Origin of the sequence: Catenuloplanes indicus (assembly GCF_030813715.1) — a bacterium.
Classification (GTDB): Bacteria; Actinomycetota; Actinomycetes; order Mycobacteriales; family Micromonosporaceae; genus Catenuloplanes; species Catenuloplanes indicus.
The window spans coordinates 8371845-8386052 of sequence record NZ_JAUSUZ010000001.1 but is presented as its reverse complement, the minus strand read 5'-3'; the positions used below and the strand labels follow the sequence as shown (position 1 = coordinate 8386052).

Annotated in this window: 8 protein-coding genes and 2 tRNA genes; 7 read left to right on the top strand and 3 right to left on the bottom strand. The window is 69.3% G+C overall.

The window, feature by feature from the left end; translation table 11 throughout:
• Window positions 1-69 precede the first annotated feature (69 nt).
• Window positions 70-744, top strand: a complete 675-nt coding sequence (locus J2S42_RS37630) for a cellulose binding domain-containing protein (protein WP_307247156.1) — start codon at window positions 70-72, stop codon at window positions 742-744.
• A 131-nt stretch (window positions 745-875) separates the two neighbouring features.
• Here the strand turns inward: J2S42_RS37630 and J2S42_RS37625 are convergent.
• Window positions 876-947 (bottom strand) — tRNA-Ala (locus tag J2S42_RS37625).
• 513 nt (window positions 948-1460) lie between these two features.
• On the opposite strand from J2S42_RS37625, the gene J2S42_RS37620 reads away from it, so the two are divergent.
• The 5 genes from J2S42_RS37620 to J2S42_RS37600 all read left to right on the top strand — a co-directional run bounded on the left by J2S42_RS37620 (window position 1461) and on the right by J2S42_RS37600 (window position 7712).
• On the top strand, window positions 1461-2504 hold the full coding sequence (locus tag J2S42_RS37620; RefSeq protein ID WP_307247154.1) for a LacI family DNA-binding transcriptional regulator: 1044 nt from the start codon (window positions 1461-1463) through the stop codon (window positions 2502-2504).
• Entirely contained in the window at window positions 2501-4531 is a 2031-nt protein-coding gene (locus J2S42_RS37615) for a beta-galactosidase (protein ID WP_307247152.1), read from the top strand. Before J2S42_RS37620 ends, J2S42_RS37615 begins: the two co-directional genes overlap by 4 nt.
• A gap of 36 nt (window positions 4532-4567) precedes the next feature.
• The gene (locus J2S42_RS37610) at window positions 4568-5881 is read left to right on the top strand and encodes an ABC transporter substrate-binding protein (RefSeq protein ID WP_307247150.1); all 1314 of its coding nucleotides are present in this window, start codon (window positions 4568-4570) and stop codon (window positions 5879-5881) included.
• 65 nt (window positions 5882-5946) lie between these two features.
• Window positions 5947-6867 carry a carbohydrate ABC transporter permease gene (locus J2S42_RS37605; protein WP_307247148.1) on the top strand — a complete coding sequence of 307 codons (921 nt, stop codon included), beginning with the start codon at window positions 5947-5949 and terminating at the stop codon, window positions 6865-6867.
• Window positions 6864-7712: a carbohydrate ABC transporter permease gene (locus tag J2S42_RS37600; RefSeq protein WP_307247146.1), complete on the top strand. Its 849-nt coding sequence runs from the start codon at window positions 6864-6866 to the stop codon at window positions 7710-7712. Before J2S42_RS37605 ends, J2S42_RS37600 begins: the two co-directional genes overlap by 4 nt.
• Window positions 7713-7745: 33 nt before the next feature.
• Here J2S42_RS37600 and J2S42_RS37595 read toward each other — a convergent pair whose 3' ends face one another.
• Both J2S42_RS37595 and J2S42_RS37590 read right to left on the bottom strand, forming a co-directional pair.
• Window positions 7746-8126 (bottom strand): EVE domain-containing protein, encoded by a 381-nt coding sequence (locus J2S42_RS37595; protein WP_307247144.1) that lies wholly within the window; start codon window positions 8124-8126, stop codon window positions 7746-7748.
• A 26-nt stretch (window positions 8127-8152) separates the two neighbouring features.
• Window positions 8153-13786, bottom strand: a complete 5634-nt coding sequence (locus tag J2S42_RS37590; RefSeq protein ID WP_307247142.1) for an NACHT domain-containing protein — start codon at window positions 13784-13786, stop codon at window positions 8153-8155.
• Between the two features lie 189 nt (window positions 13787-13975).
• On the opposite strand from J2S42_RS37590, the gene J2S42_RS37585 reads away from it, so the two are divergent.
• Window positions 13976-14048, top strand: a tRNA-Gly gene (locus J2S42_RS37585).
• Window positions 14049-14208 lie beyond the last annotated feature (160 nt).

The following is a 14208-nucleotide window of genomic DNA, read 5'->3' as shown; positions in this document are numbered from 1 at the left end:
CGTGAACGCGACCGTTCCCCGCCCGGGACGGGTATTGTGTGGCCCCTGTCCCTACCGGAGAGGCGAGCGATGCCGGCGGCGACCACGCTCCGTAATCTCGTACCGTGGCTACCCACGGGCGTGGCGGTCGCGTTCCTGCTCGGCTCGCTGGTCACGGTCGCGGGCTATGCCATCCGCGGCGACGATCCCGCACCGGCGCCGGGCCGCGCGGCGCCGCTGTTCCCGCCGTTCACCCCGCAGGCCGGGCCGCCCCGGAACGAGCCGTCGCCGCAGACCGGGGCCCCGCAGGACGAGGCGGCGATCGGGCTGGCCGACCCGAGGCGCACCGCGCCGGACCGGCGGGTCCCGGAGGCACAGCGGAGCACGCCGGAGCGCGCCCGGGCCACCAGCTCCACGCCGTCGCAGCGAAACCCCCCGACCGGTCCCGGCGGTACGTACCGGGTGGTCGACTCCTTCCCCGGCGGTTTCATCGGCGAGGTGCTGGTCCGGAACCCGGGCCGCACGGACACGGACTGGACGGTCACGCTCACCGTGCCCGCGTCGATGACCGGGCTGGTCACGTCGTGGGTGGAGGGTGCGCCACAGGCCACGCTGGAGGTGGACGGCCGGACGTACACGTGGCGGTCCGGCGTGCCGGTGCGCGCGGGCGGCACCGTACCGCTGCGGTTCCACTTCAACACCGACGGCCATGCCGAGGTGCCGGACCGGTGCGCGGCGAACGGCAACCCCTGCACGGGACTCTAGGAGGCACCGGCGCGGCACCGGGCCCGCCCGGTGCGACGTGCGCGGACGGCGGCGCCGGCTCGGCGTACGCGGCCGGTCAGAAGGTGACCTCCTTACCGGCGCGGTAACCGGTCGGGAGCGAATGAACAATGTGGACCTGGGCGGACTCGAACCGCCGGCCTCCGGAATGCCGAACCGGCGCGCTTCCCCTGCGCTACAAGCCCATGAAAAGACGAACGCCGCCGATCCCCGACTCCGGGAAAGGCGGCGCGGAAGCAGGCACGAAAGCCTATTCACGCCACCGGAAGGAGGCCTCAGCCGGGTATTCGGTCATGTCGCTGATCTCCTCTCCGCGCGGCGGTGCGTACCCGCCCTGTTGATGAGAACAGTAGGCCCCGGGAAAGACACCCGGCAACGCAATTCACCGCGCTTGCGGCCCACCGGCCCGAATTCGCCGGCCCCGCGCAAGCGCCGCCGGGTGGTCGGTGCCCGGACGCCGCAGTGGGCAGGAGACGAGACCCGGCGGACAGATCCAGCGTCTCCCGGGTCGCGGGCGCCGGGTGCGATCCGGTGCGTGCAGCAGACCACGTTCGCAAGAGAACGCCACGCAGAGTGACCTAGAGATCACCGTTACGCCCGCAGAATTGTTCACGTAACGCCATTGACATGTTCAGAGTCACAGGCCTAGCTTTTGCGAAACGTTTCGACGGCCAACGGACGACGAGGATCGGTGGCGCATGGGTTCGCTACGGGACGTAGCCACGCGGGCGAATGTCGCGGTCTCCACCGCGTCCGCCGCGCTGAACGGCACGCGTCCGGTCGCGGCCGAGACGAAGCGCCGGATCCTGGCCGCGGCCGCGGAGCTGGGCTACCGGCCGAACGTGCTGGCCCGTGGCCTGGTCTCGAAGCGGACCCGGATCCTGGCGCTGCACTACCCGGCGCCGTCCGGCGGGTTCGGCCTGACCGAGATGCAGTTCGCGACCGGTGCGGCCGCGGCCGCCAGCGAGCTCGGCTACCACCTGCTGCTCTCCCCGGAGAACGCGGACCCGCTGGACGAGTTGCGCTACCTGACCGGCACCGGGCTCCTCGACGGCGTGCTGCTGATGGAGGTCCGGCTGGACGACGAGCGGGTCGCGCTGCTGACCGAGCAGAACGTGCCGTTCGCGCTGATCGGCCGTACCCGGCTCCCGGAGCGGCTGTGGTTCGTGGACATCGACTTCGCCCGGCTCGGCGCGGACGTGGTGGCACACCTGACCGGGCTCGGCCATCGCGCGATGGCGTTCATCAACCACACGCGGGACGCCTACGCCGGGGAGTACGGGCCGGTCGTCCGGATCGGCGAGGAGATCGCGGCCGCGGCCGCGGCCGCTGGGGTGAGCTACGTGGACGGCTTCGACGCCGACACCGCGGAGCAGGGCCGGGCCGCACTGGACGGGCTGCTGGCCACACACCCGGCGGTCACGGCCGTGGCGGTCTTCTCCGACCAGGCGGCCGTCGGCGTGCTGGAGGCGGCGGAGCACCGGGGACTGCACGTACCCGGGGATCTGACGGTCGTGATGGTGCTGACGTCAGCGCAGGTCGCGGGCATGTTCCGGCCGCGGCTGACCACGTTGGAGCCGCCGAGCCTGGAGCTCGGCCGACGTGGTGCACAGATGTTGATCGAGCAGCTCGCGGACGACACCGCGGGCCCGCCGCCCGGTGGGGAGCTGGTGCCGTGCCGTCTGGTGATCGGCGACAGTTCCGCCGCGCCGCGGCACGATTCTGCGGAGGTACGAGCGTGAGCGCGGACCGACCCGGCCTGCACACCGTGACGCGGGGCCGTGGCCTGCTGTTCGGCGGCGACTACAACCCGGAGCAGTGGCCGGAGCACGTGTGGGCGGAGGACGCGGCGCTGATGCGCGCGGCCGGCGTCAACCTGGTCACCGTGGGCGTGTTCAGCTGGGGCCGGCTGGAGCCGTCGCCGGGTGAGCGCGACTTCGCCTGGCTGGACCGGGTGCTGGACCTGATGCACGACGCCGGTGTGGCGGTCGACCTGGCCACGCCGACCGCGTCGCCGCCGCCGTGGATGGGTCACCGCTGGCCGGAGACGCTGCCGGTGGACGAGAACGGGACCACCCTCTACTACGGTGCGCGCAACCAGTGGTGCCCGTCGTCGCCGGTGTATCGCGAAAAATCATTGGAGATCACGACCGCGCTCGCGGAACGCTACGCCGGTCACCCGGCCGTGGCGATGTGGCACGTCGGCAACGAGTACGGCCAGGTCTGCTACTGCGATCTGACCGCGGCGAATTTCCGGCGCTGGCTCCAGGCGAAATACCACGATATATCGGCTCTTAATGACGCATGGGGCACCACGTTCTGGTCGCAGCACTACTCCGGCTGGGACGAGATCATCCCGCCCCGCACCGCGCCCTACATCGTCAACCCGTCGCAGAAGCTGGACTGGGCGCGGTTCTGCTCGGACGCGCTGCTGGCACAGTTCACGGCCGAGCGGGACGTACTCCGCGCGTACTCCCCCGGCACGCCGGTCACCACGAACTACATGGGTTTCTTCAAGCCGGTCGACTACTGGTCCTGGGCCCCGGAGCAGGACGTCATCTCCAACGACTGGTACCCGGACCCGACCGACCCGCGCTTCCCGGTCCGCGCCGCGCTCACCCACGATCTGATGCGCTCGCTGGCCGGCGGCACACCGTGGATGCTGATGGAGCAGTCCACCGGCGCGGTCAACTGGCGTCCGCACAACCTGCCGAAGCCGGCCGGGCAACTGCGCCTGGAGTCGTTGCAGGCGGTCGCGCGCGGCGCGGACGGCTCCTGTTACTTCCAGTGGCGGCAGTCCTCGTTCGGCGCGGAGCGCTTCCACTCCTCGATGGTGCCGCTGGCCGGGCCGGACACGGCCGCCCATGCCGAGGTGCGCGAGCACGGCCGAGAACTGCGGAAACTCAAGGACGTCGCGGGTACGGCCGTGAGCGCGCAGGTCGCGTTGCTGCACGACTGGCACAGCTGGTGGGCGGCGGAGGAGCGGGCCCGGCCCAGCGACCGGCTGTCCGTGATCGAGCAGCTGACCGATTACTACCACCCGCTCTGGCGGCGGGGCGTGACCGCGGACCTGGCCCGGCCGTCGTCGGCGCTCACCCCGTACCGCCTGGTCATCGCCCCTGATCTGTTCCTGCTCAGCGAGACCGACGCCGCGGCGCTGACCGAATACGTGCGCAACGGCGGCGTGCTCGTGGTCGGGCCGTTCTCCGGCGTCGCGGACCCGCGGGGCCACCTCTACACCGGGCGTTTCCCGGCGCCGCTGCGCGAGGTGCTCGGCGTGTCCGGCGAGGCGTGGCGCCCGGTCGACCAGCCCGTGCAGTGCTCATGGCGCGATGAAACCGGTTTCAACGGCCCGGGTTTCACAGCGCGCGACTGGACCGAGACATTGCGCAGCGACGGCGCCGACGTGATCGCCACGTTCGACGACGGCGGACCGGCCGTCACCCGGCACCGGTTCGGCGCCGGCATCGCCTGGTACGTCGGCACGATCCCGGACGCGGCCGCCCTCGCGGAGCTCACGGAGCGATTCCTCGCGGACGCCGGGGTGCCCGGAACGGACCTTCCCGAGGGGGTCGAGGCGGTCCGCCGCGGCGACCTGCTCTTTCTGCTCAACCACGGGGACGGCACCGCCTCCGTGGCCTTCGAAGGGGATGCGGTGGACGTGCTCACCGGCGCCCCGCTGCACAACGGGGCGACGCTCGCCCCTCGTGGTGTCGCGATCCTGCGGCAGCACGCCGGTACGGGCACCACCGCACCGGCCACCCGATGAACAACCCTGGTAACACCTGCGAAAGCGGAGAACATCATGCGTAGAAGGTCCCTGCTGGCCGCCTCCTCGGCCGCGATGCTGCTGGCCGCGTGCGGCACCGGCGACGACGAGGGCGGCGAGAACGGCGCGGCTCCGGCGATCGAGGGCGACGAGAACGCCCCCGCCACGATCGTCTTCTGGTCCTGGGCCGAGAACATCCAGACGGTCGTCGACCTGTGGAACTCGAAGAACCCGACCCAGCAGGTGCAGCTGAGCGGCCAGGCCGCGAGCGACGAACTGGTCGCGAAGTTCCTCACCGCGGTCAAGGCCGGCAACGCGCCCGACGTGATCCAGGCCGAGTACCAGTCGCTGCCCACGCTGATCACGAACAACGCGCTCCAGGACATCACCAGCGTGATCGAGCCGGTCAAGCCCGCGTTCGCCGAGGGCACGTGGAACCTGACGTCGTTCGGCGGCGCCACCTACGCGATCCCGCAGGACGTCGGCCCGATGATGCTGTTCTACCGCGAGGACATCTTCCAGGAGATGGGCCTCTCGGTGCCGAAGACGTGGGACGAGTTCGCCACGCTCGCGAAGGCGGTCCGGCAGAAGGACAGCAAGAAGTACCTGACCACGTTCTCCCCCGGTGACGCGGGCTGGCTGGCCGGGTTCGCGCAGCAGGCCGGCGCGAACTGGTGGAGCAACGCGAACGACGCCTGGACCGTCGGCATCAACGACGAGGCCACCAAGAAGATGCTCGCGTTCTGGAGCGGTCTGGTGAACTCCGGCGACATCCTCGGTGACCCGATGTACACGCCACAGTGGAACGCGCAGATGGGCGACGGCACGATCATCGCGTGGCCGAGCGCGGTCTGGGGGGCCGGTGTGCTCGCCGGCGTCGCCCCGGGCACCAAGGGCACGTGGAAGGTCGCGCCGCTGCCGCAGTGGACCGCGGGCGAGAACGTCACCGGCTTCTGGGGCGGTTCGTCGACCGGCGTCTCCACCACGTCGAAGCAGAAGGCCCAGGCCGCGAAGTTCGCGCGGTGGATCACCGCGGACCCGGAGGCGCTGGCCGCACTCGTGAAGATCGGCCTGTACCCGGCGGCCACCGCCGGCCAGGGCTCGGACATGCTCGGCAACGCGCCCGAGTTCATGAGCAACCAGAGCGACTACTACACCGCCGCAGCCGCGATCGCGAAGACCGCACGTGGCTTCGACAGCTGGGGCCCGAACACGAACGTCACGTACGGCGCGTTCGAGGACCTGCTGCCGACCGCGGTGAAGAACAAGACCGACTTCGCAGCCGTCGCGGACCAGGTGCAGACCACCTCGGTCGACGACCTCAAGAAGCAGGGCTACCAGGTCGCTTGATCTTCTCGGCCCGCCACCGTCCGTCCCGGGCGGCGGCGGGCCGTCCCCGCCGGAACGGATGAAACATGACCACTGTCTCGACACGGCGCCGACGCCTGCGCGGGCCCGGCGCGGCGCCGTACCTGATGGCCGCGCCCGCCGTCCTGCTGTTCATCGCCTTCTTCCTCGTCCCCATCGGCTACGCGATCTGGCTCAGCCTGCACGCCATGCGCGTGCGCGGCCGGGGTTTCGGTGTGCGCACCGAGGTGTTCGTGGGTCTGGAGAACTACCTCTCCGCGATCACCGACTCGGCCATGTACGAGGCGCTGGTCCGCATGCTCGCGTACGGCGTCATCATGGTGCCGGTCACGATGGGCCTGGCCCTGTCGTTCGCGCTCATGCTGGACGTGCCGAAGGTCGGGCTGAAGAGCTTCTCCCGTCTGTCGATCTTCCTGCCGTACGCGGTGCCGGGCGTCATCGCCTCGGTGCTGTGGGGCTTCACGTACCTGCCCGCGGTCAGCCCGATCAACCGGGTCGCCACCGAACTGGGCGTGCCCGCGCCGGACTTCTTCGGTGACGTGTCGATCTACTTCTCGATCGCGAACATCGCGATCTGGGGCTCGGTCGGCTTCAACATGGTCGTGCTCTACACCGCACTGCGTGCGATGCCGGCCGAGGTTTACGAGGCCGCGAAGATCGACGGTGCGTCCGAGTGGCAGATCGCCTGGAAGATCAAGATCCCGCTGCTCGCGCCCGCCCTGATCATGACGTCGGTGTTCTCGCTGATCGGCATGCTCCAGGTCTTCAGCGAGCCGAACACGGTCAAGTCCATGACCAACTCGATCACGCCGGACTGGGTCCCGCTGATGCGCATCTACCAGCAGGGCTTCATCGAGAACGACATCTACCTGAGCGCGGCCACGTCCGTGCTGCTCGCGCTGATCACCGTCCTGCTGTCCGTGGCCGCGCTGGCCGTGTTCCGGTTCCGTGCCCGGAGGTCGTCGTGAAGCGTCCCGCCACTCGGGTCAAGATCGTTCCGACGATCCTGCTGCTGCTCGGCGCGCTCTACTCGATCGCGCCGGTCATCTGGCTCGTGTTCGCGTCCACCAAGGGCCCGGGCGAGCTGTTCACCACGTTCTCCGGCTTCCCCAGCTTCAACGGCGGCTTCATGGAGAACGTACGCACGCTGAACGAGTTCGGCGACGGCCGGTTCTGGACGTGGACGCTGAACAGCCTGATCTACGCCGGCGGCGGCGCGCTGCTCACCGTGGTCATCTCCGCCGCCTGCGGGTACGCGATGGCGAAGTACCGGTTCCGCGGCCAGAAGCTGATCCTCGGCTCGCTGCTGGCCGGGGTGCTGGTCCCCGGCATCACGCTGTCCATCCCGCAGTACCTGCTGCTCTCCTCGGCCGGCCTGGTCGGCACGTACTGGTCGGTCATCCTGCCCAGCGTGATCAGCCCGTACAGCATCTACCTCTGCCAGGTCTACGCGTCCGCGTCGATCCCCGACGAGATGCTCGAGGCCGGGCGGGTGGACGGCGCCGGCGAGTTCCGCATGCTGTGGTCGATCGGCCTGCCGGTCATGATGCCCGGCCTGGTCACCGTGTTCCTGCTGCAGTTCATCGGCATCTGGAACAACTTCCTGCTGCCCTACATCATGCTGGCCGACGACGACCGCTTCCCGCTCACCGTCGGCCTCTACTCCCTGCTCAACCGCGGCGCCTCCCAGCCCGCGCTCTACACCCTGGTCATCACCGGCGCCCTGCTGTCGATCATCCCGATCTTCGCGCTGTTCCTCTTCCTCCAGCGCTACTGGAAACTCGACCTGATCGCCGGCGGCGTCAAGGGCTGAACCCCTTCCCCCGGTACGCCGCCCGCACCTCGATCAGGTGCGGGCGGCGTCATGCTTCCGGATCGCCTGCCACTCCCGGTCGGTAACCGGGAACGGGTTGGCCGCACCGGGCATGCGGAGGATCGCGCTGCCCGCGAAGTCCGGGTCGCCCTTCAGCTCCGCACGGCTCACCGGCGCGTCGAAGAAGCGGCGCGAGAACTCGACCGGCGCATGCCAGGACCCGTCACCCCACCGATACGGCACCCCGGTCACCCGCCCGACCGCCACCACCCCGACCCCACCGGTCAGCCACAGCACGACGTCATCCCCCGGCGTCACCCGATCGCGGTAGCGCTTGACGCACCACTCCCGCACCTCCCGATCGGCCCGTTCCCGCCACGCGGCCACATTCGCCTGCACGAGCCAGTGCGCCACACCCACCTCCCCTTCCACCGCTCACGCTAGCCGCTCGCTGTCCCCGCCCGGCCGCTGCCCGCCACCTCGTGCGATTCGCTCGTGCCGGGAATCCAGCGCTCCTCGTTGTCGATGTAGGCGATGGAGCGACGGAGACGACGGCGCGCTCGCGGTTCCAGATGCTCACCGTCCAGCGCCCGCAACGCATCGCGAGCGGGGCGCCGCAGCAACCCGGCGATGCCGGCGAACGCCTCCGCGGCCCAGCGGCGGTGATCCAGCGGCTGCCCGTCGTCGGTCACCACGGCCCAGAGGCGTCCGGTGCGCTCCGCCACCCGGTCGAAAGTGATCGCCGGAATGGCCGCGATCGCGGCATACCGCAGCCAGGGGCGGGCGGTGTCGTCGTCGGCCAGCTTCTCCAGCGTGGCCACCGCGGCCTGGCGGCACTCGGCATCGCCCAGTTCGCCGAGCGCGACGGCGGCGGGCAACATGCGGTGCGGTGACAGGTCCGGTGACAGCAGCGCCCGCCGGACCGCCACGTCGGCGGGCTGCCGCAGGTCATGCACGAGAATCGCGGGCGGTGGGCCGATGTACCGCAGCACCGCTACGGCGGCGGCGAGCCGATCGTCGGCGTGGGCGGTGTCCAGGTCGAGCATGCGGTCGTAGACCTCTCGCAGCTTGGGTCCGGGAGCGTTCATCAGGGTCTCACCGGCCTGGATGCGCGCATGACCGGGCTGCGCGCCGTCCACGAAGATCGCGTACAGGGTCAGGTAACCCGTGCGGACCGACGCGACGGAGCCCAGGTCGCGCAGCATTCGCGCGGCGTCCACCCGGATGACCGGCGGCTGACGGTCGTCCGTCGCGATCGCTGTCAGGTCGGCGATGGCGGCGCCCCTGGTGTCCGGGAACGCTTCGGCCAGCGCGGCACGGAACGCCGCACGCTGGACCGGCGGGACACCATCGTCGAGGAGTCGCTCCAGCACGGTCCCGAGCGCGCGCCGGTGCACCGGCGATCGCTGGGCGAGCATCCGCGCGACATGCGATCTCACCCGGCCGGGCGCGTCCGCGCTGGCGACGATCGTGAGCAAGCCGTTGAGCGCGTCGTCGTCGTTCGGATCCCAGTCCAGCAAGGACCGCAGGACCTGAGCCCGATCCTCGGCCGCATCGGCCGCGGCGAGCCAGTCACGCAGCCGCCCGGCGACCGCCGCATGTGTGCCGGCTGCCGCCGAGCGGAGGTGCTCAGCCGCGGCACACCGCGCCGGGATCGACAGCTGCGTGCTATCGGTCTGCGCCGTGAAGAACGCTGCGGCTCGGCGCCGGGCCTGTGGCCCGCCGCCGTGCGTGGCCAGCGACTCGCACGCCGCCCGACGGCGGCTTGTGGTTTCACCGGTATCCGCCATCACGGCGGCGAGCGCGGCGGCGGCGAACTCTCGCTGCGCGACCACGGAGAGGAGGGTTTCCGCTGCCTCGATGGCGTCGAGCGACGGTGGCTGCAGCCGGTCTTCGGCGTTGACGCGATGGGCCGACGCACGCAGGATGCCGAGTGCTGCCGGACGTTCCGCCGGTACCAGGCTGAGCTGCAGTGACAGAAGCCGGCGACGCTCCACCGGCGTGCTGCTCCGCTCCGCGACAACCCTCTGGATCGCGGCGGCGACCTTCGCGTGCTCCCGCGGCAGAATGACGGCGGCGGCACAGATCAGTGCCGGTGACGGCACCGGTTCCGCGAGCCCGGATCGTACCGTCGCCGCACAACTGTCCACGCGAGCCAGGACATCGGCGGCGTCACCTCCGGGGTAGATGGCACGACTGGAGATACTGCGAAGTTGCAGATCCACAACCCGCGTTTGCAGGTCATCATGGCGTCCATCGAACGACATGCGCAGCAGGAATTCTTGAATGCGCCTTGGGACACGGTACGTCGCCATCCACGGCAGCGCCTTCCCGGTCTGGATAAGCATCTCCGAACCGTCGATCTCCGGGTCGGCCAGTTGGCGAAGTGCCAGCTGACGACTACTCAAACTGACGAAATCGTCGCGCGACACCCCCAATCGGAAATCCCGAGCCTCCACTCCGCCGCCTGGCTCCTTGTCCAGGAATACGGCCACCATGAGGCGGTCCTCGACAGGCCTGTCCACATCATTGAGCAGTCCGCGGAGGGCAGCATCAATTCCTCGGCCGGGCACCATTGCCGACAGGCAGGAACTAATGGCCACCAAATCCTGAGTAGTATTGGTACGATCATGCGCAAGCCGCCGCAACTTCTCGATTGCAACCGTCTGATCATGCGTCGCAAAATCCTCACTGAATTTGTTAAGAACCGCGACACGCTCGAAGTGCGGCAGGTGCGCCCCCTCAAGCGATTCATCGAGAATAACTTTGGCGAACTGCCCGTAGGCGGGCACACCCACGATCCGGTACATCCATTCGGAAGGCCACATCCGCATAGCATCAGAGCCACGCAGGACATCCGCCAGAATTCCGGCAACCTCACCTTCATACCCGGGGATACCGCACAAGTTCAACGCGGCGTTGACCTGCGCATCCGGCCCCGCCCCCCGGTCCAGCATCACGCGTCGCACGAGATCGACGTATGCGCGGCGTCCTTCGACGTCCTCATTGCCCAGCGCCATCGCTAGCCCGGCAGCCCGTTCCTCGCTAAGGTCAGCCACGCCGCCGAATGCCAGAGACTTGATCATACCCACAACACCGTCCACCACAAGAGGCGAACAATCACGTACTCGACTCTGCACCGAGTACAGCTCCCAGACCGTCAAACCGGGGCCACTCAAAGCCGACACAACAACATCTACGTCATCTCGGAAACTCGGATCAAAGCAGGCAGCAGTCGACCGGATCCAGCTCGCCGTTGTCGGCTCAGCTTCCACCTCCTCAGCAACGGCGGCAACAAGAGCAACCAATTGCTGGACGAACTCCCTGTCCAGATCACGAAAACTCCGCAAGTCCAAGTTGGAATACGAGTCGAGCACATTACTGATCCTGAGGACGTCTGCCACAATCCTTAGTCCGGCATGCCACAGCTCATCGCCGAATCGCACAATTCGCACGGCCATTCGGAGCCGATCGAAAGCGGATGCGGTCGGAGCGGAAGCCGCGCGCTCCAAGAAGTCGACCACGTACTGCCGAGAAGCTGGATCGAGATCGGCCAGCAGCTCAACGATAGGAAGAACTTCTAGTCGTTCCAGATCGCTCCGGCCGAGATAGCCGCGGATCACGGCGGCCATCTCGGTGCGCTGCTCCGGCGCGATCGCCGCGATCGCACACGCGGCGGCGGCTTTCGTCCGCAATGCCACGTAGCCCGGCAGTGACAGTGCACCGCGCAATTCGGCGACGATCACACTGCGCGTCTCGCCGTTCCACTCCGCCAGTGCCTCGGCCGCGGCCTGCCGGTCGGAGAGAGCCGCGGTGACGTCCCGCAGGATGGTGGTCAGTGCGGCAAGTGCGGCGTCCCTGGGTGCGCCCTCGTAGTCGAGGAGAAAGGTCGCCAGGTTTCCCCGGGCGGACGCGTCGACGATCACGCCTGGTTCCAGCAGAGCGATGAAACTCGCGGCGACCTCGCCACCGCGTGCCGGTGCCACGTCGACGAGCGCTTTGGCCACCGCTACCCGGTCGCCGATGGCCCGGTCGCTGTGCGTGGCGGCCATCAGCGCATCGATGAGCTGCGGCCGCCGGTCTCGATCGCGATCGGCGAGGACGGCGGCCAGTGAGGCCCACTGCTCGGAGCCGGCCGGGGCAACGGCGAGCTGCTCTTCGAGCCAGCGCGCGACCAGCGGCACGAGCGGAAAGCGGCGGACCGGTGCCAGCACCTCGGCCGCGTCGACCGACGAGGCACCCCACAGGCCAAGGCTCACCACATCCAGGCACGACCTCAGCTGGTCGTCGGTGGCCGACGCGCCCTCGGCAACCAGGCGCACCGCGATCATCTGCTGCTGACGAACGTGTCCCAGCAGCCAGGCGAGCAATGGCTCGGTGGACCGGCCGCGGGTCCACCGAGTCAGGACCGACGTCGCGAGAGGATCTTCGTACACCGCACGATGGAGCCATGATTGCCAGGCCCGGTCGCTGGGCCTGAAGACCTCGGACAGCTCGCGTGCGTAGCGGCGAGCCGCGAAGTGTTCCGCGAACGTCAGGTGGATGAAGTCCGGGCCGCTGTCCCGGTGACTCAAGAGGCCGGTGCTGACCAGCGCCTTCTCCACCAGGGTGCCCCAGTCGTGCTCCGGGAGACCGGCGACCGGGCCCGCCTCGGAGGTCAGGCGGTCCACCGCGGTGCGCACCAGGGAACGGCGGCTCTCGACGCGCGTTCGGGCGATTTCTTCGAGCAGGTCGTCGGTACGGTCGTAGATCGCCTCGACCACGGCGGCGGCATTCGGCTCTCCGGCGAGATCGGCCAGGAGGTTCGCGCGCCCGGCCACACGCCGGTTGTGGTTTCGCTCGCGCAGCCAGCGCAGGTAGTTCTCGTAGAGGTCGTGCCGGTTGCGCGGGAGGCCCACCTGAGGAGCGGACTCGAACAGCCGGATCGCGATGGTCGCCATCAGCGGCACGGAGGCCAGTTCGTGCAGACCGCTGGAGGCCACCTGGGAGAGGAACGCGGCCGCCCGGTCGGGGCCGTCGCGGTACGGCGCGAACCATCGGTGTGCGAAATCGGCGAGCAGTTGCCGGTCGAACGGCAGCAGGGTGTAGTGCCCGATCAGGCCGGTGCCGAGCATCGAGGTCACATGACCGGCCAGCGGACGGGTGGTGATCAGTAATCGGTGCGGGCCGCCTGCGCTCGACGTCCACCTCGACAACCGAATCACGAACCGGTCGAGTTCGTCGCTCGGCACCTCGTCCAGGCCGTCGACGACGACCATCCACTCGGCGTCGCCGACCGGCTCGTTCAGCAGTGCCGGGTCGATGTGGCCCCGGCTGCTCAGGCCCATGTTGTCGAACGCCGCCTCGGACAGCGCGCCCGCCCAGTCCCGATCCATCCGCTCGGCGAGCGCCCGCGCGGTCACGAGCACCGGCAGCAGCGGCTTCGCGGAAAGTTCCCGGCCGCTCTCGTCCGCCGACAGCCAGGACGCGGCAAGCTGACGGCAGACCTGGCCGGCCGTCGTCGACTTGCCGGTGCCCGGGCCGCCCTCGATCAGCAGATGCCGGTGCTGGTCGAACACCTTCTCCAGCGGACGCCGGACGGGGATCACCCGGGGCTGCTGGCTGAACGGCAGGAACAGCCAGCCGTCCGGGCGCCGGGCGACACGGTGCCGTTGGCCCGGCCGTTCCTCCTCAGGGACCGCCGTACCGGGCTGCTCGACCCGTTGCCGCACATAAATGGCGTGCACCTCGGTGCGGCGTTCCTCGAGCAACCGGCTCGGCGACCGGTCCGCGGCGGCTTCCGCGTCCAGGAGATATCGGCGCAATTCCTCGGAGAGCGGACGACGTCCCCAGGCCGTGGGGTGCTGCCGCCGCATCGCACGGCCAGCTCCCGCGCGATCCTTACGGAGCGCGAACACCGCCGCCCCCAGCGCGAGAAGGCCGATGAACATCGCGAGGACGCTGGAGAGCTGATCGGCGCGTTCCAGGCCCAGCCGGCTCAGCAGGAGACCGAGCCCGGCCGTCAGAAGTGTCGCGAGGGTCAGGCCCCCGGCGATCGCGAGGCGTCGAGTCCGTGACCATCGCACGCTCGCCATCATCTCAATCGGACGCTCGCATCACGATGGCCGAGCAGCGGCATTCACGCACCGGATGTCCGGATCGTTCCGGCACCTCGCGTACGTACGGTGATCGACGCGTACCGAAATGGGAGCCCGGTGTCCCGTCGATGAACGGGATGCTCTAGAGTTCTCTGTGTCGCCGGGACAACAACCCCGGGCAGATACGCGGACGTAGCGCAGCTGGTAGCGCATCACCTTGCCAAGGTGAGGGTCGCGGGTTCGAATCCCGTCGTCCGCTCTCTTCTATCCCCTTCCCAATAGCCGCGACGCGGCTGGGATTCATGTGCGACACTGCTCGCGGCTCTTCGGTGACCGGGTACGAAACCGGCTCCGACGCGGCGTCGAGCGAAGGCGGAGACACCGCGCGGTTTGCCCGCGGGAGCATGCGGATCGCCCGC

Coding starts and splice junctions, on each gene's coding strand:
- J2S42_RS37630 (WP_307247156.1), top strand. CDS start 70: ATGCCGGCGGCGACCACGCTCCGTAATCTCGTACCGTGGCTACCCACG.
- J2S42_RS37620 (WP_307247154.1), top strand. CDS start 1,461: ATGGGTTCGCTACGGGACGTAGCCACGCGGGCGAATGTCGCGGTCTCC.
- J2S42_RS37610 (WP_307247150.1), top strand. CDS start 4,568: ATGCGTAGAAGGTCCCTGCTGGCCGCCTCCTCGGCCGCGATGCTGCTG.
- J2S42_RS37605 (WP_307247148.1), top strand. CDS start 5,947: ATGACCACTGTCTCGACACGGCGCCGACGCCTGCGCGGGCCCGGCGCG.
- J2S42_RS37590 (WP_307247142.1), bottom strand. CDS start 13,786: ATGGCGAGCGTGCGATGGTCACGGACTCGACGCCTCGCGATCGCCGGG.